Below are 24,822 nucleotides of genomic sequence, written 5' to 3' on the forward strand. Positions count from 1 at the left end.
AGATCTTATGATGACCGGAACAAGTATTCCTTTGTCAGAAGCCGTCAACGGAAGTATGCTGCGCATTAGCGGTATAGAGGTTCAAGGTGTGTTAAGAAGAAGATTGCTTGACCTCGGATTTGTGGTCGGCAATGTTGTGGAGGTTCTACGGCGCAGCCCGCTTGGAGACCCTACTGCCTTTCGGATAAGCAACACAACGATTGCCTTGCGCAGAGAAGAAAGCTCACTGATTTACGGAGAATGCATCGGAGGTGGAGATTCATGAGTCATTATACTGTCGCTTTTGCGGGCAACCCCAACACGGGTAAGAGCACTCTCTTCAACCTGTTGACTGGTATGCGCCAACATACAGGCAACTGGGCTGGCAAAACGGTCATCACTGCCGAGGGAGAATTCAGTCACAATGGTCATAAATACCAAGCAGTCGATCTTCCGGGTACGTATTCACTGTATTCCAATTCGGCTGACGAAGAGGCTGCCAGAGATTATATTATCTTCGAGCAGCCGGATGTGACACTCGTGGTTCTTGACGCTACGTCGCTTGAGCGCAATCTAAATCTTGCTCTGCAAGTTCTGGAGATTACCGGACGGGCGGTTGTCTGCATTAACCTCATTGATGAAGCCCGCAGACTTGGTATTGAAATTAATCTAAAGGCTATCTCGAAAAGACTCGGCGTCCCTGTCGTTGCCATATCAGCGCGTAATAAAATCGGTATTTCAGCATTGCTTGATCAGGTGGAACGTGTCGCTACAGGTGCTTTTACAGCCAAACCTCTCCATATCACTTACAACGATGAAATTGAAAAAGGGATTGCTCAGCTTCTACCGATGGTAGAGCAAACGATCGGTTCCAAATACCCGGCACGCTGGATAGCACTTCGCCTGCTGGACGGTGACGACAGCCTGCTTACTTCACTTAAAGGCAACATCGGCCGAAAAACAATGTCTGGAACAAAGGAGGTTATTAGCCATGGAGTCACCGCATACGACTAAGGGTTCTGAAGCTATCGATTCTTTGCTGCTCGCGGCCAAGAAACTAGCTGATGGCGGAGCCATTCGAGATGAGATTGTCAGTGGAATTTATGGTGTATCTGCAGGGATCTGCAGCGATGCTGTAACCTATCACGATAAGAAAAAACTGAAAAGCACTTATAAGCTTGATAATATTGTTACCTCCAAAATATGGGGTTTTCCGATTATGCTCGGAATCCTGGGAGTCGTGTTCTGGATCACCATTGCCGGAGCCAATTACCCCTCAGGATGGCTCGCTTCCTTCTTCGGCTTCCTGGAAGGCTATCTCACCGCTGGTTTTCAGGCCGTTAATGCTCCAGATTGGCTGCATGGCGTGCTTGTTCTTGGATTGTATCGGGGAACTTCTTGGGTAATCAGCGTCATGCTGCCGCCGATGTTAATTTTCTTCCCTGTCTTCGCTCTTTTAGAAAATTTCGGCTATCTGCCCCGTGTGGCCTTCAACATGGACCGCCTATTCAAGAAGTCAGGCGGACACGGCAAACAGGCTTTGACTATGTCCATGGGCTTCGGCTGTAACGCCGCCGCTATTCTTTCTACACGTATCATTGAATCGCCTCGGGAACGCATGCTGGCTATTTTAACCAATAACTTTGTACCTTGTAATGGCCGTTGGCCTACTCTGATTCTATTGTCCTCCTTATTTATGGCTGGTGCGGCTACTACGGGGGCCCTTCGAACACTTGCAACGGCCTCCGTATTGATGGGTCTGGTCCTAATCGGTATTGTCGTAACTCTAACCGTCTCTTGGGTGATGTCCAAAACAGCGCTGCGCGGTGTTCCCACCCATTATACGCTGGAGCTCCCGCCTTACCGCCGTCCGCAAATTTGGAAAACCATACTCATTACCTCCAAGGAAAAATCGCTTAACGTGCTAACCCGGGCCATTATCGTTGCGGCTCCAGCCGGGATTATCACTTGGATGCTGGGTAATATTTTTGTCGGAGGGGATAGCGTCCTGAACCATATGGCTGCTTTCTTCGATCCCTTCGCTCACCTGCTTGGCATGGACGGTTTTATCATTATGGCCTTTATTCTGGGGCTCCCTGCGAATGAAATCGTACTCCCCATTCTGCTGATGGGCTATATGTCCTCCGGAGCCATGGTAGATATCGAGAGTCTCGGCAGCATCAAGGATATCTTTCTGGCGCAAGGTTGGACTTGGCTTACAGCCCTCAGCATGATGCTATTCTCCCTGCTCCACTATCCATGCGGTACGACGCTCATTAATATTTATAAAGAAACCAAAAGCATGAAGTGGGCTGTACTCTCAGCAGTCATCCCACTCGGTATCGCTATTACGGTTACCTTTTCCGTCGCCCAGCTTGTCCGTTTGTTCGGCTGGGTGTAATCACAGATCGAATCCCACACCACACCTTAATCCATAGACTTATATTCTTAGGTGCGCCTAAGGGTATAGGTCTTTTAGCTGTATGCCTTAGCTGCTAACCCTTTACTCGAATAAACTTCTTACTCCTCCCACATACTCTGACATCCCACCACCACTACACCCTTGTTACTCCAACGCCATAGTCCATCAACTTACTTCAACACACTATTTCTTTTTAGTTACTCCAACACCTCTCCCACACACCACCCATACTCCAACAGCACAGTCCACCTGCATACTCCCGATATAACACTTCTACCTATGTACTTCAACACTACACCACCACACCGCTCATCCAACAGCTTCAACTGCATTTTCTTGGGGTACAGTTTGCCCCATTTCGTTTCGGAGAGAGTCAGTGAAATAGATGTATTTTATACACCTATTTCTAGCTATTTGCGCTCGGATGTATGGATAGATGTACTTTGTGCAACTAAAAACACGAATATGCCGGTTAAACCCCGGAATACCCAAAAATAAGTGTATAAAGTGCAATTAAACACCCTAAAGTGTGCTAAGGGAGAAATATAAGTGTACTTTGTGCAACTATAAATATTGAAGCCCATGTAGGTAGACGATTTGCCGTATTTGTCGCGGATACCCGAGGAGATACTTTTACTCATACACAAACTTCTTGACGCTACCGCATATTCGGCTAAATACTCCAAATTAGAGGGAGCAAATCCCTCTAATTTATTAAAAAAGCCTATATGCGTCCAATTAGAGGGGGTAAATCCCTCTAATTCATATTTTGCCACGAAGGAAGTTGAGTTCGGTAAGTTTGTGCGGAAAGCGAGTCGGTACGCGTCTCGGTTCGTGTGGCTCGGTACATGTCTCCAAACATACTCCGAACGTTTCCCCGTACACTCTCCCACGCCTCACCCCACACTCCCCACGCCTCTCCGTACAAGTGTTAATAGTCTAGCTTTGTTCACAGAGTATCCACTCACATTCCCCTCCGATAACGTGCGTAATCCATGTCAGGCACCATCCGTTAAACGGGCGAATACATTAGGCATATGCTGATACACAGAGAAGGGCAGCGGTTAAACCCTACTGCTAGCGGCAGTAAAGGAGTATTGAAAAGGAGAGGAGCAAGTGATGGCAGTTAAACTTTATCAGGGGCACTCTCCCCATTTGTCACATGCTGAAGTGAATGTTGTCATCGATGTCATACGGGCCTTTACCTTTGCCCATTACGCTTTTATTCAAGGGGTACAGGAGATTCTGCTGGCCGGAACAACCGATTCCGCATTTCAAATGAAGGAAGACTACCCTGAATGCATGCTGGCAGGGGAAACCAATGGACTCTATATCGACGGGTTTGATCTTGATAATTCTCCAGTCAGTCTTCTTCAGGTCGATCTGCAAGGGAAAACACTTGTCCAGAAAACTACCAATGGAGTGAAAGCGGCACTGAATGCGCTGGACGCAAAGCATGTGTTCGTCACCGGTTTTACAAATGCCAGAACAACTGCTGAACACATTCTACAAATCTGCGGACCCGATCAGAGCATTCAAATTATCGCTTCCCATCCTACCGGAGATGAAGATCTAGCCTGTGCGGAGTATATGAAGGATATTTTGGAGAATGGCGATAGCGGACTTGCGGCTCAAACCGCTTCAAGAATCATAACATCAGAGGCTGCCCATAAGTTTTACGACTTGAAAAGACCGGAATTCAGGAGTGGTGATATAGAACTTTGTTTGGAAGAACTGCACACTCCATTTGTCATGAAAGTGAGCCAAAATAATAATTTGCCAAGGATTGTGAGGGTTGACCTGTGATGGATACTGGACTTAACTTGCCCGAGAGAAGCAGCAAACCGAGAGAACAGGGGATTACCGCGCTCATTGATACCGGTGTCCCTTTACAGTTTTTTCAAGATACTATTCTCAGCTCAGGGCAATATATTGATTATGTAAAATTCGGTTGGGGAACCTCCGTGGTAACTAAGCATTTGGAGGAAAAGATAGCCTGCCTTCAAGAAAACCGGATCGACTTCTTTTTTGGCGGAACCTTATTTGAGAAATTCATCAGCCAAAATAAATTGAGTGCATTCGTAAGGTATCTCAACAGGTTCAATTGTAAATATATCGAGATATCGAACGGGACGCTGGAGATGACCAATAAGGAAAAAGCTGTGTATATCAAAAACCTCTCCAAAGACTTTGTAGTTTTCAGTGAAGTTGGCGCTAAGGATAGCTCCAAGGCCCTGCTTCAGGATGCATCCGAATGGGTGGAGTGGATTCAGGAGGATTTGGAAGCGGGCTCGTCGAGGGTAATTACGGAAGCCAGAGAAAGTGGTACCAGCGGGATATGCCGTGACAATGGAGAAATGAGATTAGAAATTATTGATAAAATCGTAGAAACCGGGATTGATCTGCAAAAAATTATTTTTGAGGCTCCCTCCAAAAAACTGCAAACGATATTCATCCAGCTGGCTGGACCCGATGTGAACCTGGCTAACATCCCCTTCACGGACCCGATTCCTCTGGAAACACTAAGGCTTGGGCTGCGATCGGATACCTTTTTTCTTAACAAGGAGACAGCAGTGGTAACCGAATGAAAAGATGATTTACTAGGATTGCAAACTCCCGGCTGCTGCCCTCAATAACCGCATGCCTTCACGAAGCTGGCCTTCATTCGCAAAAGAATAACTCAGACGGATCCACGATTTCATCTCTCCGAGGGGATCAAGGATCTCGCCCGGGACAAAGGCTATCGACTGTTGTGCACATAACCGGAACAAAACCTCAACAGAGATTTCTTCCGGCAGCTTCACCCATAAGTTCAACCCGCCCTGCGGAGCCTTCCACTCCCAGCCTGTAGCAGCCAGTTCTTCCTCCATAATCTCCTTATGAACCTGAAGTGCAATCCTCAGCTTCACGAGATGCTGCTGCAGGCGCGGGGAGGTGTAGTAATGGAGGAAGATTTTCTGATTCAGCAGGGGCGTCCCGTTATCTGCAAGAGATTTGGCCGTAATTAGTCTATCCATGAACGGGTAACGGCAGGCCACGGCACATATGCGCAGACCGGGAGCTACATATTTGCTGAAGCTGCTGATATAAATCACCCAGCCCTCTGTATCATAGGCAAAAAAGGGCGGCGGCGGCTCCTCATCGAAATACATATCACGGAAGGGATCATCCTCAACCAAGAGGCAGCGGTAGCGCTCTGCAAGTTCTACCAAGAGCTTGCGCTGCCGCACCGGAACCGTATACCCAGTAGGATTGTGATGGGTAGGATTCATATAGAACATGCGGGGCTTATGCTTCGCCATCAACGCTTCGATCTCTTCCAGATCATAGCCCTCCGGAGTAATTTCAATAGGGACAAGCCTCGCACCTTCCCGCCGAAAAATATCCATAGCTACACTGTAAGTCGGCCTCTCAACTAGCACCGTATCCATGGGTCCCAGCACAATTTTGGCAATCAGATTTATGGCCTGCTGAGCCCCCGAAGTAATCAATAATTCCTCCGGCGACAGCTGCAGCCGATGATGCTCCTTGAAATGTCGGCTTAACGTCTCCCGAAGTTCCTCATCCCCTTGAACGGTGGAGTATGTTCCCATGACCTTCGGGTACAGATCGAACACTTTTTTTACATAGTCAGATAAATAAAGATTAGGCAGCAGATTTGGATCAATAAGCGCCTGGGAGAACTGATACTTAGCCGGTACACGTTGAATGTCAGACAGCGGGTTCGTGAGCAGATAGGAAGACACTATCGCATTGTCCTCAAAATCAGGCGAGAGCATGTTCCCCGGAGATACATAATAGCCGGACTTATCTCGAACATAGACCTTTCCGTCCTCTTTTAACTGCTTATACGCCTTGAATACGGTCAGTCGATGCACCTTCACCTCTTCAGCCAACAGGCGGATAGAGGGCAGCTTATCATGCGCATTCCATTCCCCCCGCTCCATACGGTTGATTATGTATTCATACACCTGTCGAAATAGCGGATGTGTCTGCTGGTCTTCGACTGCCTTTTTCATAGCGTATCCCTCTCTCTCACCACTCATTTGTTATATTGTACACGAATTTGCATCTCATCTGTTCTGCTGTTGATAATCTGTTCTATGTCCTCCCCTTTATGATTAACGGAATACTTAGAGGCTAAAGGGGAACTGAAAATGATATTTTTGGCTTATAGTTTGGTATGTCTAATCTTTGCTACGACCTTTCTCGCGATAAAAATCGGCGTGGATGCAGGTCTGCCCCCGTTTTTCTCCGCTGGATTACGTTTCTTTCTAGCAGGTTCTGTTCTATTCCTATGGATGGTCTGGAAGCAGAAGGTCAGCTTCTCGCTGCTGCTTCGCAAAGAAATGCTGATTACGGGAGCTGCACTGACGTTCGGAACCTTCTCGGCTCTATACTGGGCAGAACAATTCGTATCCTCAGGGCTTGCTGCGGTGCTGTCGGCTACCGGCCCCATTATGATTCTACTGCTGCAAACTTTATTTTTACGACAAAAATCACCTACTCACTCCTTATATGGCTGTCTCATCGGCTTTACCGGTGTGCTTCTGTTGGTCCTGCCAAACCTTTCCGTGGATGTCTCCTCCCTATGGGTGATAGGCTGCATTGTGATTCTAATCGGTGAACTCGGCTATGCATCAGGAACGCTCTATTCCAAAAAAGTAATCGCAACCTTCCCGAAGGTCTCTCCTATCGCCTTAAATGCGGCGCAAATGATGTACGGCGGAGCGTTAATGCTTGTATTGTCTCTTTTTACGGAGAAGGTGCATGTTGAAGTCCTATTCTCTTTGAAGGCTGCCGGATCACTGCTTTATCTCATGGTGATTGGCTCCATGGTGGGTCATAGCTTGTATTACTGGCTCGTTGCTAAGACCAATCCGGTCTTTCCTGCTACTTGGCTGTATATCTCTCCTCCCATTGCAGTCGGCGTGGGCGTGCTGTTCTATAACGAAGCTGTCTCATGGATCACTCTACTTGGCGTAGCAACCATCATCATGGGCACCGTGCTTGTAAATGGCAGTGCATTGAAGCAATTGATCCAAAAAAATCTGATATATATAAGATGAACTTAAGATTTTACTACATTGGTTTTGGGTCGTAACTCCGGTGAATGTTGGACTTCCAGCCGCTGTTGTCTCCGGATTTCTGGATTTTTACCGCTATTAGCGGATGAAATCCGGAGACAGCTTATGCTTTCGAAGCGAGCTTTCCTACGGAAAGCTTTCGGGCGGACGCTACCGCTCTTCCAGTTCCAAAATTCCCCTCCGTTACTTCAATCCTTTTTGAAGTTTATCAAGTTCAATCTATTTAGTACGTGCTTATGTATTATTAAGGGGCTTGACCGGTAATCCGGCCAAGCCCCTTTTGCTTGAAAATCAGCAAACCTTTTTCAAATCTTGAAAAATTCTTCGCCCAATCTTAGATACGGCCTTCTGTGGTGAGATCATCGTCACCATTAACCATTACATTACCCGTCTTATCAACCCGAGCTTCCTCATGCCGAACAGTATCCTGAACCTGTTGTGTATCCGTAACAGCCCGTTTATGAATTTCAACTTCACCCGTAACTACTGTATTTTTGCTGACCTGCACTCTTTCCTCACTTACTGGAATGCGGATCGTTTCATCAATACCGACGGATTCTGCTGTAGGATCATCATTAATAGCCCGGCGTTCGATAACAACCTCTTCACGAGTGACAGGAACGTTAATTGTTTTTTGTTCCTCAATAACATCTTTATGAACAAATACTTCGCCCATTTCCACATTTATCTTGGAAACATCCAGTTGCTCCTCGCGCAGACGCAGCTTGCGATCTTCATCCCGGTCCAAATCACGGTCTGTTACATCAGCCGTTGTAGCGCTCGTGATAGCCACGGTATCGGTGTCTACAGTTCCCGTCATTCCCGGTCTGTAAGCATTATCTAATGGTGTTGTCCCAGCCATCGTTGCCGAATTCATGGTATCAAGTCCAGTATCCGTACGTCCTTCCAAACCAGAGCCGTTAAATGCGGCATCCACCGTATTCTCAACCACATTGCGTGCGCCTTTTACAGTATCCCCGACTTTATCTCCAACCGTGTTGCCAGTCTCTTTCATAGTACCAACCACCTTTTCTCCAAGAGTATTGTTATCGGTATTAGCATTTGTATAGTGGTCAGAATTAGCGGAATTATACTTACGGAAAACAGAATAAATATCATCTGCCTTCGAGGTGTCAGCATCTACCATAACAAGAATTCGGCCTTCTTCTACATGTTTATCGTAGCTTTCGGCATGTTCCTCCGGAATACCTAGCCCAATCAGTCCGCCTACTAATCCACCTGTACCCGCACCTACAGCAGCGCCTGCAAGTGTAGCGGCGATTGGCCCTGCTGCAATGATGGGTCCAATGCCCGGAATCGCTAATGCGCCAATACCTACTAAAAGCCCAGTCAAACCGCCGAGGAAGCCACCTGTTGCTGCCCCGGAAGCCAATCCTTCAGCTCCTTTGCTTCCCGTTTCATCATTGATAGTGTTTACATCTTTTTTATTTCTAGCAATGACTGAGATATCATCAGCCTGAAAACCATGCTGCTTTAATTCCTGAATAGCTTGAGAAGCCTCATGTTCGGTATGAAAAACACCTACAATTTTCTTGTTCATAACGATTCCCTCCTGCTAGTTAGATTTCATTTAAGTTAGTATGCCTTGCACATAGCTATATTAACCAAACTCATATCAAATAAACTGAAATTTACGAATTCAAAGTGGGCAAGTGGACACATTCTCTTCAAAATCATCTATATAAAGTGATATTATCTAACACATAATTTACGTAATATTAGTATTTGTTAATACTTTGGGAACAATTGTTATTTTACTTTCCACCGCATCCTTAATGAAGCTATACTTTTTGTAATCATGTTAACAAATGCAACATTACAGGAGGCAAACCCATGAACATGCGGTTAAAGGTATTGAAGGACCATTTGCTGTTTTGCTGCAGTGAGCACTGCTCCAATCAAGAGGTGGAGGACCTTATGCAGGCTTTCAAGGAAGAACTGGTGGCGAAGGGTATTCACAAGACGGTAAAGATGAACAAAACAAGCTGTTTGGGATTGTGCGGCAACGGCCCCTTCCTAATTGTGTATCCTGACGGAATTTGGTACTACAATCTAACCCTGGAAGATGTTCCGCGAATTGTTGAGGAGCATTTGATTAAGGGCGAGCCCGTGGAAGAGCTCATTATGCTGAAGATGGAGGCATAAACGTTCTGTACGATACACATAAAAAGAGGTGATCAAGCCTTTCGGGGCTATGAGACACCTCTTATTTGCGTTTTATCAGTCCGTTAAAAAATATTGTATACTATATAGAATGAACTTAAAAAACTCACAAAAGTTTAAAAGTAACGAAACCTTATTAGAAAAGAGGCTGAAGAGCCATGTCCATATTCAATTGCAATACCGAGCGTCCCTTTCGGGGTAATCCTGACCTGCATCTACATTACTGGGGGCGTGAGCGCTGTGTGCCGGGACATTCTGTCGGCCCCGGGGTTCGTGAGATCTATAAGATTCATTTCATTCATGAGGGTACAGGAAGGGTCTCTGTAGGAGAATGTTCTCATTCTCTGGAAGCAGGACAAGCTTTTTTAACCTACCCTCATGTTGTTACTTCCTACGCCGCTGATCTGTATACCCCTTGGACTTATTCGTGGATCGCATTTACGGGTGAGCAAGTTGAATATCTTTTATCCAAAACATCATTGTCTCCTGAACATCCCGTATTTCCTATGGATCTAGAATTAATGCCCGAGCTGTATGAACGGCTTACACAGGCTGCGGAGATTAGAGATAGTCTTGATTTGCCTTTAAAAGCAATCCTTTACCAGTTCCTTGCCCTACTGCTGCAAACCGTCCCTACTTCTCCCGACATCCTTCCTTTGCCTAAGCAAAAAAGCATTTATGTGGAGCAGTGCCTCCACTTTTTACATTCACATTATTGTGAGAATGTCACAGTAGAGATGATGTCTTCCACGTTAAAGTTGGATCGCAAATACTTATCATCCCTTTTCAAAAAATCCATCGGTCTCCCGCCGCAGCAGTATTTATTGAACTTCCGCATAGCCAAGGCTTGCGATCTGCTTGCAGAAACTCAGTGCACGATTGGTGAAATTGCCCACTCTGTTGGATATCAGGATGCGCTTCTCTTTTCACGGATGTTCAAGAAGGTAAAGGGTTGTTCACCGAAGGAATATCGATTTAGGCAGATCAATAATGACATTGTTCTATAAATCCCTTCCATACTGACATACGCATAAGTCCACTCTTTCGCTACAATTGAACGTGACACAGTTAAGTTAGGAACCGCTTACGAAGCAGATAATCGAAGAAGCATTGTGTACCGAAAGCGGTTTTGATGAGCAGAAATAGCTAATTGTCCAAGGCAACATAAAATTTTAGGAGGAACAATAAATGTATAACGCCAGTCCTACCAGATACGACAGCATGACATATAACCGTTCAGGCAAGAGCGGCTTGCGCCTTCCGGCGATCTCACTCGGATTGTGGCATAATTTTGGAGGCAATGATGTATTTGAGAACGGAAGAGCCATGGTAAGAAGAGCCTTCGATCTCGGAATAACTCATTTTGACCTAGCCAATAACTATGGTCCTCCAGCAGGCTCTGCAGAAGAGACCTTTGGACAAATTCTGACTAAGGACTTCTCCGCACACCGCGATGAGATGATTATCTCCAGCAAAGCCGGATATTACATGTGGCCGGGACCTTACGGTGAATGGGGCTCCAAGAAGTATCTGGTGTCCAGTATGGATCAAAGCTTGACACGTATGGGATTAGATTATGTCGACATTTTTTATCACCACCGTCCAGATCCAAACACACCTATCGAAGAGACTATGGGAGCACTGGATTTGCTCGTACGTCAAGGTAAGGCGTTATATGTAGGGATCTCCAACTACAGTGCGGAGCAAACTCGTGAAGCTTCTAAAATTCTTCGCCAACTTGGAACTCCTTGCCTTATCCATCAGCCAAGCTATTCCATGTTCAATCGTTGGATTGAAGATGGCCTGCAAGATGTTCTTGCAGAAGAAGGTATCGGCTCTATCGCCTTCTCTCCCCTTCAAAAAGGTATCCTGACAGACCGTTATCTGAACGGTATCGCTGCGGATTCCCGTGCGGCCGGACCTAGCGTGTTCCTGTCTGAGAAGGAAATTACAGAAGAGGTTATCGGTAAGGTACGGAAGTTGAATGATATTGCATCTGCACGTGGTCAGAAGATGTCCCAGTTGGCACTATCATGGGTACTTCGTGGAGGCAAAGTAACCTCTGCCCTTATTGGTGCCAGCAAAGTAAGCCAAATTGAGGATGCTGTTGCTTCATTAAATGCACCAGAGCTCAGCACAGAAGAGCTGGAGCAAATCGAGAATATTCTGCGCGGATAATCTGCTAGAACCTATAACATACAAAAGGCAACTGAGCCGAGTAGTTTACCACTACCTCGTACTCATTTGCCTTTTTGTTATGTTCAATAGTAAAACTCTTCTATATTTGCGTAAATGCGTAGGTTTCTATACCCTATTCCCTGTTTTTAGACAATATCTTACTTATTTCCTCAAAAAAACCGATATTTGAAATAGACTGTATTTTTTATATAGTGCTTTAATAGCTAAAAGAAAGTAGGGAGGTTTAAGTATTTACTTGTTACTTGTTAACTACTAAACGAAATGAGGCTGGTGTTGTAGTGAGGAAAAAGAATGGATTTAACAAGAAAACTCTAATAGTGCTTTTATGTATATGTATGAATTTAGTATCTTTCGGCCAAGCCTTTGCTGCTACGGAAACTGCTAGCAAAGGAAATGATACTACAGGACACTGGGCAGAGAGCATTCTTAAACAGTGGCAGGCAGAAGGTCTTCTTAATGGCTATGTAGATGGTTCTTTAAAACCCAACCTTAAGATTACCCGTGCAGAATTTGCAGTATTGATTAACAAATCCTTTGGCTTTACAAATGCAGGGGCCATTACCTTTAAGGACGTAAAACCTTCGGACTGGTTCTATAACGATATTGCTAAAGCAACATCTGCAGGATACATAACCGGATATACAGACCAAACCTTCAAACCGAACCAACCGCTTACCCGTGAAGAGATGGCCGTTATAGTAGCCTCTTTACTGCAGCTCCAGAAATCTTCTGCTCCTGCTGCTTTTACAGATACAATTGCTGGCCACGAATGGAGCAAAGGTCAGATCAGTGCGGTAGTTGAGGCTGGAATTATGGTCGGATATGACCATAAATTCAGACCACTGGCTAATGCCACAAGAGCAGAAGCTGTCAGCTTGCTGTCACGGGCTTTGAAACTAACTAAAAACCAGAATACAGTCGTTTATGACAAAGCTGGTAATTACGGCCCAGAGACAGGCGTAGCTACAGTCACGGGTTCCGTATATATTAACGCACCAGGAGTTGTCTTAAGCAACACTATAATTACAGGTGACTTGCAAATAGGCGAAGGCGTTGGAAAAGGAGACGTAACCCTAAAGAACGTCACAGTTAAAGGAACAACAACTATATCCGGCGGCGGAAAAAATAGTATTCATGTTGTTGATTCTGTCTTAGTAACCGTTATTGTGAACAAACAGGACGGGAGTATCCGCATTGTCACAGAAGGTAACAGCTCTGTGCAGCAGATCACTCTTCAATCCGGAGCTTTGCTGGAAGAGGGTGCTGGAACAGGCAGCGGCTTTGGTAATGTCAATCTTTCTGGGGTGATCCCGGCCAATGCACAGGTTTCATTAGCTGGAACCTTTGAAACTGTTGATGTACTCGCAACTGCTATTCAGATCAATTTGACTTCAGGCTCAGTTCAGAATCTACAAGTAGCTCCTACTGCAGCTAATACTGGTATTGATATTAGTAGCGGTGCCAGACTTAACGCATTAATTCTTAATGCTATTTCAAGAATCACTGGACAAGGTACAATAGCTGCAGCTACAGTCAATGTCTCAGGCTCAACATTTGCCCAAACTCCTGGAAATTTAATACGGGGCAACAATGTTTCGGTAACTATTGGAGCACCCATCATTGGATCTGGATCTGGATCTGGATCTGGTAGCAATCCGGACACAGTTACAGGCGTGGTGTATGGATTCGCGGGTAAAATTATCGACGTAAATAACCAACCATTATCTAACGCAACTATCCATTTCCGTAAAGGATTGGGAGTTACTACAGGAACAATTGACGGAACCGTAGTTACAGATGAAAACGGCAATTACTTTGCTAATCTCAGCCCTGGCATTTATACCGGTCAAATAGTTAAATCCGGTTTTATCACAACTTATGTAGTAGGCGTCTCATTGTCAACTCATAAAAATACTGGACAAGATGCTACTGCAATCAAGATCCCCGCTGCTGATGAAATCAGAATCGTCCTGACTTGGAACCTGAAACCGTGGGATGAAGACTCTCATTTAATCGGGCCCGCACCGAACGACACTACATTCCATACATGGTACTCCGATAGAGAGTTTTATTACGATTACGTTCTATACGCGGATCTGGATCATGATGACACAAATTCTTATGGACCAGAAACTACTACAATTCGTAAACGTGTAGATGGAGTTTACACCTTTTATATTGAGAATTTCAGCGGCAACGGAATTAACGATGCTGACACCCTTTCTGCTTCAGGCGGCAAAGTTGAAATTTATAACGGAGACAATTCAATTCCAGTTAAGATCTACAATGTTCCTGTCGGGGACAACAAGGATATGTTCTGGCATGTTTTTAACATGACCGTAGATGGCAGTAACTTAACGTTTGAAGATAAGAACGTTCTAACAAGTAACAAACCTGGTATTGTCAATCATTTACCGAACTATGATGCCTTTAGTGTTGAGAACCACATAGGCGCAGAAGATGTTGTGAAGGTGAGTCAGCTTTCCGTAGGAGATATTATCTCTGTGTACACTGATGAAGTTGGTGGTACTCCTATCCAATCCGTTCCGATCCAAGCAGGAAAAGATACTGCCACTATTACAGGACTCAACTTTGGTGCACCAAGTACAACCATTTATATTTCCGTAACAAACTCTAATGGACAAGAAAGTGTACGGAGAAGAATCCCAGTATTATCAGAGCAAGATTACACAGTGCTTACGACGACAATTGCTGGAGCTTTTTCTGATCACGAGATACCTAGCACTTCAACTGTAGGAGAAGCTGTATACTTGGCTAATCCACTAGTACCACTGCCTTTAGACCTCGAGATTAAGGTTCTCGATCTAACCCCTATTTCTAGTGTAACGGATTCAGTCTATCTGTACTCGAATTACTCCAACGTTATATTTGAAGGTTATAACGGAACTAATGAATCTATCCAGTACAAAGTTAAGCTAGAACTAAGAAGTGGTTATGCAAACGTGATAAAAGAATTCATATTAACAGTCCCTACAGCATTCGCAGCATTACAGCAGACTATCGTTGAAGCCCAAGCATTGTCTGCCCATGTTACGAATGGAACGGATCTATTAACGCCCCTCACTAGGGCAGAAACCACTTTAGCTCAACCTAACTCAACAAACCAACAGTATATAATGGCACTGCATGTATTAATTTCAGCAATGAGAGCCGCTACTACTCAATAAATAACCACTATCTTCACAAAAACTAGCAAGCCTCCAACAATGAGGGCTTGCTAGTTTTTTTGTATATTAGAAATATTCAAACGTCTAGTGATAGACAATTGCGATTAAATGTTGGTAAACTCCTATCTTTTACAGTGTGAGCGCCTTGTTGGCATTGTTCACATCATTGGATAGCAGCTTAGGAAGATCATAGGAAGGATAAATTCCACGTTCATGCAGAAAGTGAAATACTCTTCCATGGAGGAGTATCGCGGTGTTCAATTGTTTCTGCAAGGTATCTCTAAGCCGTGGGGTTGCCGTTTCGGTTATGGCTATTGAGTAATTGCGAACAGAAGTTTTCACGAAAATTAATAGATGGACGCCGTAGAAGGCCGTCATATCCATGCTCATGTTTCCGGCTCGTGTTCCCTGAGGAGCCAATGGGTAATATTGCAGCAGCTCTCTTAAATTCTGCTCTACACTTCTAATAGTCTCTAAATATAAAGCGTGAAGCTGAGGATCTTTAACGTCATGATGGGACATTTTCAGATGCATTAATGAATTGCTTTGGAATGCCGTTAATTCGTGCAGCTCCATAGTCTCATGCCAAGCCAAGTGTTGTTGTTGCTGGTGGTGTTGTTGCTGGTGTTGCTGTTGCTGGTGTTGCTGCGTTTGATAAGTAGACAATCAAAATCCCTCCTAAATAGGTATGCGTTAGCCTATTCCAATGAGGCATCAGAGGTGCTACCCCTTTTGTGTTATGATTTAAATTAAAGGAGATGGGAGATAATGAAAGTTCAACTGGAAGGTATTACCTTGCTTACGAACGATGTATCCCGATTGGCACATTTTTACCGGGATGTGATGGGTTTCCAATGTGTGGTCGATGAGAGCCATTACGCGGAATTCCAGAACGAAGGCGTGCGGCTTGCCATTTGTTTGAATGCATTGATGGCAGACAATACGAATAATCATCATTCGTTTATCGAGGAGCGAAAGGGACAGGCCGTCGAACTGAATTTCCAGCTGGAATCGCCGGAACAAGTCCATCAGGTATACGATGATCTCGTCCGAAAGGGAGCCACCCCGATTACTTCCCCTCAATTAAAGTCATGGGGACACACAACCGGTTTTTTTGCAGATCCGGACGGCAACATTCATTCCCTCTTTGCGGTCAATCCACTATAGAGTGCCGAAGAATCTACTCTTATCTATCTGATGGTAATATACCAAAGTTTGCTCAAAAAAAGACAGTCAATGACTTCAGTTTAAAAGTCGTTGACTGTCTTTTTATTAAGCTATTTTGCTACCCTTTAACTGCGGACCCAACGGTGAGCGCATTCTCGACCTGTTCACTGAACAACATGTAGATCAACACGGTTGGTAGACTGGCAATCGTCATCGCGGCTCCCATTGCCCCCCAATTGGTCGTGAATTGTCCCTGGAAGAACAGAAGTCCCAGCGGCAGCGTCTTCAAGCTTTCTTTGGTAATCAGAATAACAGCCATAGTAAACTCATTCCATGAATTCAGGAATATAAAAATGACCATAGTCGCGAGCGCAGGTTTTATAATCGGCAGCATGATACTGAAGAATGTCCGATAGATGCTTGCACCATCAATACAAGCCGACTCTTCCAAATCAACGGGAATGCTGCGGAAGAAGCCATAAAATACTATAGAAGTGAAAGACAGGTTAAAGGCGATATAGGGTATTATCAGGGCTCCATACGTATTGGCGATATGGAAATCTCGAACGAGAATAGCCAGTGGAATCATAATGACCTGGATCGGTATGAACATGCCGATCATCATATAAGTGTGTGCAATCCCCCGAAAACGCCACTGCAGTCTTGCTGCCGCAAAGGAGAACATTACTGACAGCGTAATCGCCCCAATGACGGTGGCAATCGCTACAATTAAGCTGTTGGAGAAATAGACCGGAACATTGTATTTGGACCAAGCATCCACGTAATTCTCAAACCGTAGGTGAGTTGGAAACCCAAACGGATTAGATACGAAGATCTCATCATTATTTTTGAGAGAGTAAAAGATCATCCATACCAATGGATATACGGATAATAGAGCGTATAACCACATGAAACAGGCGACAGGCCAGTTATTGTTAAGCAGCTTCTTAAACCGGGTCATACTTGTACACTTCCTTTTAGTAGGAGATTCGTTCCCTGGCAACCAGGCGGTTGATGATAAGTGTTGCAAGCAGGCATTCAATGACTAATATAGCTGCTGCTGCGCTGCCATATCCGAACTCTCCTATACGGAAAGCAGAGCGGTACATCAGGTAGGTAAGCGTGTAGGTTGAAGTCCCTGGCCCGCCGCTGGTCATGATATACATATTCGCAAAGGCATTAAGCCCCCCTGTAACTGCAAAGACCAGACAGAATTTATAGGTTTCAGCCATCATAGGGATGGTGATTTTGACAATCGCCTGAAGTTTAGTTGCACCATCAATACGAGCGGCCTCCATATATTGCTCCGGTACGGATTTCGCACCTGCAAGCAGTAGAGCAAAATGATAGCCCATGTACTGCCAGGCATTGACGAAAGCGATAGCGACAATAGCCGATTTCCCACTCGACAACCAGTCTTGATGATATTGAATTCCCAACATGTCGAACAGCTTGTTCATCAATCCATATTCACTATTATAGATAGACAGCCATAATTGACAGACCACAGTGATCGATAGAACTACTGGAATAAAAAAGCTTATTCTAAGAATTTTGCGGCCTTTAAAAGATACATCCGATACAGCAAATGCCAGAATGGAACCGATCCCGATCTGGGTCACTGTAATGATCGCAGCAAAGATAAGTCCATTATAAAGAGCGGTATGGAATACACTGTCATTCAACAGTTCTTTATAATTATCAAACCAGATAAAGGTTCCCGCTGAGAGCCCATCCCACTCGAACATACTGCGAAAGAAGGTTTGCATAATCGGGTAAAACACCATAATTGTATACAAAAGGAGCGCGGGCAGCGTGAATATAGCAATCGCTGTCTTATTGCCCAAATATTTTCTCATGTCATCACATCCCCTGCGAATCTATCCGTGCCTCTTATGTGGCTTATAAATCAGATAGAACTCACCCGAGCGTTATCTTGAGCGAGTTCTATCCTCCGTTGCTGTTATTTAGCCTGTGGAACTGCCTTTGTTACATCTTTAATAAATTGTTCTACCGAATAGTCACCAGTCATCAAGCTTTGAGTAGCATCTTCAATCGCTGCCTTGAATTTAGCATCAGACAAGCCCCAAGCAAACGCGGTAGTGCTGGTAATTTTCTCGATATCTTCAGAAAGCTGTTTCATCATCGGCGGATATTCCTTTACAACCGGTATCTCTACCTTCGTTGCTACAATTGGGTTACCGCGTTGTGTATATTTGTACTCTGCATACTTAAGAGAAAGGAAAGCTGCAACCTTTGCTGTAAGCTCAGGATCTTTTGTATCCGGATTGACGGCATAACCTCCAGGACCACCGCCACCGATAAAGGCATATTTGTTCTTCTCATAGGAAGCTGCATCCACACCAGGGAAGTACATCCATCCTACTTTATCTCCAAGCTTCTCTGTGGAGGTAGCAATTTCCCACTGTCCATTGAGGAACATGGCGGCCTTGCCTTCATAGAACAACGATGCTGCTTGGTCATAGTTCAGGTTAGTAGCCCCTTTAGGGAGCAGGCCTGCTTTTACCAGTTCGATTATTTTCTCCGCTGCTTGTTTGTAGGCTGGGTCACTTGGACTTGCTTGACCTTTATCCAACTTCACAATACCTGCTGGATCTTCTCGGGTAACGAACATATCGTAGAGAGCAACCGTTGGCCATTTTTCTTTGGCAAATAAGGCGAGTGGTGTTACACCTACTGTATTTAAGCCTTTTACAGCTGTCATCAACTCATCATAGGTAGTTGGAACTTTAATGTTGTTTTTCTCGAAAATTTCCTTGTTATAGTAGAGGAGCATGAATTCATTCCCTGCATACGGGAAGGCATACACATGACCATCATCAGCCGTTAATGTATTCATTGTGCTGCTGAACATTTTGTCTTTAAAGCCATAAAGATCGGTGTATTGATCCAACTCAAGGATATTACCGGATTTTTTGAAAGTATTAATAATGTCTACTCCCGCTTGGTAGATATCTGGCAGATTTCCGGTTGCCGCATAGGTTTTGAGCTTCTGTCCATCATCCTGAGCCTGTACTTCCAGCTCCAATTCCACATTTGGCATCTCTTTCTTCAGTTCTGCCACGGCGTAATCATACGGGAGCTTCGTATCATCATCAGAATATTGGGCATATATGCGAAGTTTTACATTTTCTTGCGGTGCCACTGTCGCTTCTTCCTTAACCACTGTATTTGTAGCGGCGGTCGTATTACTTGCCTCGTTGACTGTGTTGTTATTCGATCCACAAGCGCTTACAACAATCAAGCTTAGACTTACAAATGCTGCTGCTGCCATTTTTATCTTTCTCACTTCGTAACCCCCTTCAAGATCTCTTACTACCCTGAGTATAGAGAGAATAACCGCGGATGATAATGCAAAAACTGCGTGCTTCTGGTACTATCTGCGTATGAAAAAACACTAACCGCGGCTCTTCTCATATTCACTGGGTGAATACCCGTAAAATTTCTTGAAGCTTTTGCTAAAATAACTCGCATCACTATATCCCACCCTCTCCGCGATATCGGATAAGCGTATTCCGCCCCGTCCAAGCAGCTCCTTCGCTTTCATCATTCGATATTGGGTGACATAGTCGCTAACCGTCATACCGAATTCCTTTTTATATACAGCTCGAAGGTAGCTTGCGTTAATAAATACATGCTGCGCCACATGCTCAAGCTGAAGCTCTGAGTTTGCATAACTTTGTTCAATGTAAGTTTTGGCGGATTGGGCTATCTTTGAAGCTCTAGTATTCTTGTACTGCCCTGTATATCGGATGGCTCTGTCAAATAATTGCTTAATCCACTCGAAGGTCATTTCGGCGGATTCAAACTTGCGAATTTCACTATAAGGGAAAAAGTTCTCTCCAAAGCAATCTTCTATGGGATGCCCCGCTTCGGTAATATAGGAAAGATTCACAGCAATCAGACCCATACAAATGACATACACATAATCAATGGATAACCGTCTTTCTCGGGTAGATTCAAATACACCATCCAGAATTTGCTGCACCCTTTCCGCATTCCGCATTCGAAGCCCGATCAGTAATTCTTCGTTAACCTCAACAGGGTAAAAAGCTTGCTTCCCGCTCTCTGTCAAGGTAGAACTGTAGGCGATGACCCGGTCATGCCCGAGCACAAATTTGTTCTGCAGCGCTTCAAGGGCTTCCTTGTAAGAGCTTGAAATCCCCTTAAATCCCCCTTTACTGCGACCCACTCCAATAGTGATGGTAAAGTTCAAGTGTTTCTTAATTAACGAACCCAGCTTCTTATACCCTTCCAAGGAGGGAGTGATCTCCGTTTGAGCATTCGAGTGTTCGACTAGGCATACAATTCGACCTTCAGGCCCGTTAAAAATATTATAATTCCAGCCCTCTTCGAGAGCTTCATTCAGGATATTGGTGACAGCGTATTTCATCAGGAGTCGTTCACTAACTTTCTCCCACTTGCGGTCGACATGATCGATCTCGATACAAGCGACGATAAAACAAGGGTTTTGAATAAAAATATCAAATTGACTTAGGCGTTTGAGTACATCCGCATCGGTCACATTATATTCATTGCTAATCAGCTGATTAAGGAAACTTTCCTTCATCATCCGGTTATTTTCCTTGAGCGTAAGGTTCTCTACCTGAACTTTCCTGTATTCTCTCTGCAGCTTCAAAAGGGTCAGCATCAGCTCATCCTTGGAGAACGGCTTCAGAATATAATCCTCCACACCTAGCTTGAGCGCCCTCCTTGCATATTCAAATTCATTGTGGCCCGTAATAAGTACCACATTCATCTCAGGATACTGATCTTTCAGCTTCTCGGTTAACTCCAGCCCATCCATGAAAGGCATCGTTATGTCGACCAACGCAATATCCACCGGTTGCTCCATACAGAGCCTTAGCGCCTCGATTCCATTCTTCGCCTCCACAACTAGTTCAAAGCCAAGCATCTCCCAGTCCAGCGCCCCACGTAGATAATCACGAAATATAACCTCGTCATCCACAATCATTACTTTTTGCAATATAAAAACCTCCTAACGGGTCTGATAAGGCAGCTCAATTGAGACTTCTGTGCCAAGTCCAAGAATACTAGTGATATGTAGACCATATTCCTCGCCAAAATAGAGCCTGATTCGTTCATGGACGCTATTGAGACCGTAGCCAACTTGATTTTCTTGATCCTTAATTGCAGTTGTCAACGTTTGCAAGCGTTCAGGCAATATGCCTGCTCCGTCATCCTTTACCTTCAGAATGACCTTGTCACCTTCTCGCCACCCGACAATAATCAGCGCTCCGAAGGATTCCTTTGTCTTCAATCCATGATAAATCGCATTTTCCACCAGCGGCTGAAGCGTAAGCTTAGGGATAATACAGGAGAGAATCTCCGGCTGAATATCAATGGTGAAGTCAAATACATCAGAATAGCGAATCCGTTGAATTGATAAATAATCCCGAACGTTGCTAAGCTCATCCTCGAGAGTAATCTGATCTTTTCCGTTGCTAAGTGCTACTCTGTAGAAGTCGGCAAGGGCCTTCGTGGTCCGCTGTACATCTCTTGCCCTCCCCATCTCTGACAGCGTATAAATAACGTCCAGGGTATTGTACAGAAAATGCGGCCTCATTTGAGCGTGAATCAGTGCTAGCTCATACTCGCGTTTCTTTCTCTGTTCCGCGCTAATATTCTGGAGCAGCTCCTTTATCCTTTGCATCATCATATTAAAGCCAGACGCCAGTATCCCGATTTCATCTCTTGATGTGATTTCCAGCTGATTATCCAGGTTGCCTTCATTCACATGCTTCATTTGCCTAGAGAGACTAATAATTGGCTTGGCAATCCATTGGGACAACACCCCTGCACCCAGAATCGCAAACAATGAGCAGATGAATCCAATGAAGATAATTAATCGGGTGATCATGATCGTGTCCTGCGTTAAGCGATTGTAAGGCACTATAGAGATCAGCTTCCAACCCAGCTTTTTAATATCCGTGCTTACCAGCAGCATTTTGCCTCCAGGAGAGGGCTGAATCACATTGGGCTGTTCCGGTCCAAGTACCCAATCTTTCATTTCACCGTTTGGTAATGGATGAAGAACCTTGTTCGTTTCGAGGGCCGATACCACAAGACCGTTCGAATCCGAAATTATATAAGAACCCGCTTGTGTAGACCCGATATTACGGTAAATGGCTGATAATGCACTCTCACGCATATTTAGAATGAGATAACCTTGCTGCTCACCTGTATTAATGTTAACAATCCGCTTACCCAGCGTAAGTACGGGCTGCTCCGTACTGGTCACCAAGTATTCCCGCCGTTCCATCGGAAACCAGATATTAGACCCATTGGTATGCTCCAACCGTTTCAGAATCCGATTCCCGGCTACAAGCACCCCGTTGCTTTCCATAGCGAGATTGGAGCCGTACACCACATTATTATTATCTATAAAAGCCGCGGACTCCACGTCCGGGAATACGAGCAGTGCATAACTTAGCTGGTTTGTGATTTGCGTATACAACTGTAAGTCAGATATTTCTCCATCCTTCGTAAAACGTTCTTCAAAAATAACCTTATTTAAATTCAGCGTCAGCATATTTGCCGCACTCTCCGTGTTCGTGAGCATGCCATTGATGAGTGTAATGATTAAGGTGGAGTTGTCCGAGACGCTTTTGACCGTTTTTTTGACAATAGCCTCTGTATAGACATGGTAAGAAACAAAACCCAGAATACATAAAGGTATGATAACGACAGGCATATAGATAAACATAATCTTCTTACGAATCAACTGATTTCGGAACCACTCCGTTATTTGTAAACGCTTTAGTAATTGCATTCTAAGACCCTCCATTTAAACAGCATTTACTTATTCTAAACGAACGGAACATAAAAACAAGAGGCCTATCTCAAGTTCAATGAACTCTAGACAGATCTCTTGTTTCCATTAAATCCATATAACGGAGGGTGAATTCAACTTCGTCCTCTTTGTTTAAGTTTCCTCTTTGAACGAAAGCCCCTTAACCATAAGCGCCTGCCGAAGCTGTTCCATGGCCTTGGGTCCCATGCCATGCAGCTTCATAACCTCAGCTTCACTTAGCTTGGTCAGCTGTTCTAATCGTAAATAGCCGGCTCCCAATAGCGCCCGCTTGGCCGGTTTGGCCAGCTTCTCTGGAAGGTCACCTTGCGGTCCACTGATCAATCCCCCGACCCCGTTTTCAGAAACAAGGATGGATCCATTCCCGGTTGGTCACTGAATCTTTCCAGTTCATTATAAGCCGGAATGCCATGCATAGCCATATCCAGTCCCTCTTCTTCTTCCACCTCATCAACGCGGAGGCCCACAGTCGCGTTAATCAGCTTAGCAGCACCGTAGCTGAGTGCAAAGCCCCATACTACTACCACGACTACACCCAGGAGCTGAACACCCAACAGATGAAACTGTCCTGTGGTCAGGAGTCCATCTTTTGTATCCAATAGACCCACGGCCAAGGCTCCGAAAGAACCGTTAACCCCGTGAACCGCGACTGCACCCACCGGATCATCTACCTGCAGCTTATCAATCGCGAGTGTTCCCCAGATCACAAGAAGACCTGCAATCAGTCCTATTAAAATTGAAGAGTAAGGTGTTACAAAAGCACAACCCGCTGTTATTGCAACAAGTCCAGCCAACGCCCCGTTCATAGTCATACTCGGATCCGCCTTGCCATAACGGAACATGGTGTAGATCATGGCGGAAGTTCCACCCGCAGCAGCGGCCAGCATCGTATTCAAAGCGATAAGCGAAAGATTAACATCAGAGGCATTCAAAGTACTTCCGGCATTAAATCCAAACCACCCGAACCATAGTATAAAAGTTCCAGCGGAGGCAAGCGGGATATTACTTGGAGCAAATACATTCACATCTCCGTCTGTATTGAAGCGCCCGCGGCGAGGACCCAATACTTTAGCAAAGGCTAATGCGGCAGAGCCTCCGAGAGCATGAATGGCTGCAGAGCCTGCAAAGTCTTTCATCCCCAACTGAGCAAGCCATCCATCAGGATTCCACACCCAGTGACCGGAGATTGGATATAATATCGCTGCTACAAAAACAGCAATCAGGATATAGGCCTTAAAAGACATCCGCTCAGCGACAGCCCCTGATATGATCGAGATTGCCGCAATAGCGAACCCGATTTGAAACAGAACATAAGCAGATAAAGGAAGATTAAAATCGATATGTAAAGACTGTGAAGCTCCCCAAAAGTTGAAGCTAATGAGTCCACCATAGTCTTTTCCGAACATAACTCCAAACCCTATCAAGAAGAAAGCCAAAACACCCACGGTAAGATCGACAAAAATTTTCATGGTTACATTCACTGCGTTCTTCGTGCGAACAAATCCCGCTTCAAGCAGGCTAAAGCCGCCTTCCATAAACAAAACCATTGCAGCAGCAATGACTACCCAAATCGTATTTAATGCGACATCTGTTCCGGCATTCATGGTGTTACCCTCCCTGTTACTTTATATAACATTACCAATATTATAAAGAGAGAGGTAAATTGTCAACATCAAATGTTATGTTTGCTAACATAAAAAAGGAACAAAGCCTTGGCCCTGTTCCGAATATTTGCATTATTTT

At 44.8% G+C, this 24,822-nt stretch carries 21 protein-coding genes; 11 read left to right on the plus strand and 10 right to left on the minus strand.

The window, feature by feature from the left end; genetic code table 11:
* Positions 1–10 precede the first annotated feature (10 nt).
* The 5 genes from PWYN_RS06745 (at position 11) to PWYN_RS06765 (ending at position 4,989) form a co-directional block, all read left to right on the plus strand.
* The gene (locus PWYN_RS06745; RefSeq protein ID WP_036653448.1) at positions 11–265 is read left to right on the plus strand and encodes a FeoA family protein; all 255 of its coding nucleotides are present in this window, start codon (positions 11–13) and stop codon (positions 263–265) included.
* Complete coding sequence (locus PWYN_RS06750; RefSeq protein ID WP_036649752.1) at positions 262–993, plus strand: FeoB small GTPase domain-containing protein; 732 nt, start codon at positions 262–264, stop codon at positions 991–993. The genes PWYN_RS06745 and PWYN_RS06750 overlap by 4 nt, the downstream gene beginning before the upstream one ends.
* Entirely contained in the window at positions 971–2,380 is a 1,410-nt protein-coding gene (locus tag PWYN_RS06755; RefSeq protein ID WP_036649754.1) for a nucleoside recognition domain-containing protein, read from the plus strand. Before PWYN_RS06750 ends, PWYN_RS06755 begins: the two co-directional genes overlap by 23 nt.
* A gap of 1,140 nt (positions 2,381–3,520) precedes the next feature.
* Positions 3,521–4,207 carry a 2-phosphosulfolactate phosphatase gene (locus PWYN_RS06760; protein ID WP_036649756.1) on the plus strand — a complete coding sequence of 229 codons (687 nt, stop codon included), beginning with the start codon at positions 3,521–3,523 and terminating at the stop codon, positions 4,205–4,207.
* Positions 4,204–4,989 carry a phosphosulfolactate synthase gene (locus PWYN_RS06765; RefSeq protein ID WP_036649758.1) on the plus strand — a complete coding sequence of 262 codons (786 nt, stop codon included), beginning with the start codon at positions 4,204–4,206 and terminating at the stop codon, positions 4,987–4,989. Before PWYN_RS06760 ends, PWYN_RS06765 begins: the two co-directional genes overlap by 4 nt.
* Positions 4,990–5,001: 12 nt before the next feature.
* On the opposite strand, the gene PWYN_RS06770 is transcribed toward PWYN_RS06765, so the two are convergent.
* Positions 5,002–6,420 carry an aminotransferase-like domain-containing protein gene (locus PWYN_RS06770; protein WP_036649760.1) on the minus strand — a complete coding sequence of 473 codons (1,419 nt, stop codon included), beginning with the start codon at positions 6,418–6,420 and terminating at the stop codon, positions 5,002–5,004.
* 138 nt (positions 6,421–6,558) lie between these two features.
* On the opposite strand from PWYN_RS06770, the gene PWYN_RS06775 reads away from it, so the two are divergent.
* Positions 6,559–7,470, plus strand: coding sequence for a DMT family transporter (locus PWYN_RS06775; RefSeq protein WP_036649763.1), 912 nt, complete (start codon positions 6,559–6,561; stop codon positions 7,468–7,470).
* Positions 7,471–7,822: 352 nt separating this feature from the next.
* Here PWYN_RS06775 and PWYN_RS29755 read toward each other — a convergent pair whose 3' ends face one another.
* Positions 7,823–9,049 (minus strand): YsnF/AvaK domain-containing protein, encoded by a 1,227-nt coding sequence (locus tag PWYN_RS29755; RefSeq protein ID WP_036649767.1) that lies wholly within the window; start codon positions 9,047–9,049, stop codon positions 7,823–7,825.
* A gap of 293 nt (positions 9,050–9,342) precedes the next feature.
* Here PWYN_RS29755 and PWYN_RS06785 point away from each other — a divergent pair, with 293 nt between their 5' ends.
* The 4 genes from PWYN_RS06785 to PWYN_RS27895 all read left to right on the plus strand — a co-directional run bounded on the left by PWYN_RS06785 (position 9,343) and on the right by PWYN_RS27895 (position 15,059).
* Positions 9,343–9,654 carry a (2Fe-2S) ferredoxin domain-containing protein gene (locus tag PWYN_RS06785; RefSeq protein WP_036649768.1) on the plus strand — a complete coding sequence of 104 codons (312 nt, stop codon included), beginning with the start codon at positions 9,343–9,345 and terminating at the stop codon, positions 9,652–9,654.
* A 176-nt stretch (positions 9,655–9,830) separates the two neighbouring features.
* Positions 9,831–10,679, plus strand: coding sequence for an AraC family transcriptional regulator (locus PWYN_RS06790; RefSeq protein WP_036649770.1), 849 nt, complete (start codon positions 9,831–9,833; stop codon positions 10,677–10,679).
* A 181-nt stretch (positions 10,680–10,860) separates the two neighbouring features.
* Positions 10,861–11,850 (plus strand): aldo/keto reductase, encoded by a 990-nt coding sequence (locus tag PWYN_RS06795; RefSeq protein WP_036649772.1) that lies wholly within the window; start codon positions 10,861–10,863, stop codon positions 11,848–11,850.
* A gap of 356 nt (positions 11,851–12,206) precedes the next feature.
* Entirely contained in the window at positions 12,207–15,059 is a 2,853-nt protein-coding gene (locus tag PWYN_RS27895; protein ID WP_157261100.1) for an S-layer homology domain-containing protein, read from the plus strand.
* Positions 15,060–15,188: 129 nt separating this feature from the next.
* Here the strand turns inward: PWYN_RS27895 and PWYN_RS06805 are convergent, their stop codons facing one another.
* Positions 15,189–15,635 (minus strand): spore coat protein, encoded by a 447-nt coding sequence (locus tag PWYN_RS06805; protein WP_052087985.1) that lies wholly within the window; start codon positions 15,633–15,635, stop codon positions 15,189–15,191.
* 192 nt (positions 15,636–15,827) lie between these two features.
* Between PWYN_RS06805 and PWYN_RS06810 the strand changes: the two genes are divergently transcribed.
* Complete coding sequence (locus tag PWYN_RS06810; protein ID WP_036649774.1) at positions 15,828–16,226, plus strand: VOC family protein; 399 nt, start codon at positions 15,828–15,830, stop codon at positions 16,224–16,226.
* 118 nt (positions 16,227–16,344) lie between these two features.
* On the opposite strand, the gene PWYN_RS06815 is transcribed toward PWYN_RS06810, so the two are convergent.
* The 7 genes from PWYN_RS06815 to PWYN_RS06845 all read right to left on the minus strand — a co-directional run bounded on the left by PWYN_RS06815 (position 16,345) and on the right by PWYN_RS06845 (position 24,683).
* A complete protein-coding gene (locus tag PWYN_RS06815) occupies positions 16,345–17,187 on the minus strand; it encodes a carbohydrate ABC transporter permease (RefSeq protein WP_052087805.1) in 843 nt (280 codons plus the stop codon).
* 16 nt (positions 17,188–17,203) lie between these two features.
* Positions 17,204–18,085 carry a carbohydrate ABC transporter permease gene (locus PWYN_RS06820; protein WP_036649776.1) on the minus strand — a complete coding sequence of 294 codons (882 nt, stop codon included), beginning with the start codon at positions 18,083–18,085 and terminating at the stop codon, positions 17,204–17,206.
* A 104-nt stretch (positions 18,086–18,189) separates the two neighbouring features.
* Complete coding sequence (locus PWYN_RS06825) at positions 18,190–19,536, minus strand: ABC transporter substrate-binding protein (RefSeq protein WP_157261102.1); 1,347 nt, start codon at positions 19,534–19,536, stop codon at positions 18,190–18,192.
* Between the two features lie 108 nt (positions 19,537–19,644).
* Entirely contained in the window at positions 19,645–21,234 is a 1,590-nt protein-coding gene (locus PWYN_RS06830; RefSeq protein ID WP_036649779.1) for a response regulator, read from the minus strand.
* A 12-nt stretch (positions 21,235–21,246) separates the two neighbouring features.
* Positions 21,247–23,040, minus strand: a complete 1,794-nt coding sequence (locus PWYN_RS06835) for a sensor histidine kinase (protein ID WP_036649781.1) — start codon at positions 23,038–23,040, stop codon at positions 21,247–21,249.
* A gap of 153 nt (positions 23,041–23,193) precedes the next feature.
* The gene (locus tag PWYN_RS06840; RefSeq protein WP_036649782.1) at positions 23,194–23,403 is read right to left on the minus strand and encodes a helix-hairpin-helix domain-containing protein; all 210 of its coding nucleotides are present in this window, start codon (positions 23,401–23,403) and stop codon (positions 23,194–23,196) included.
* A complete protein-coding gene (locus tag PWYN_RS06845) occupies positions 23,400–24,683 on the minus strand; it encodes an ammonium transporter (protein WP_052087806.1) in 1,284 nt (427 codons plus the stop codon). The genes PWYN_RS06840 and PWYN_RS06845 overlap by 4 nt, the downstream gene beginning before the upstream one ends.
* Positions 24,684–24,822 lie beyond the last annotated feature (139 nt).

This window comes from Paenibacillus wynnii, assembly GCF_000757885.1.
GTDB classification, from domain to species: domain Bacteria; phylum Bacillota; class Bacilli; order Paenibacillales; family Paenibacillaceae; genus Paenibacillus_AQ; species Paenibacillus_AQ wynnii.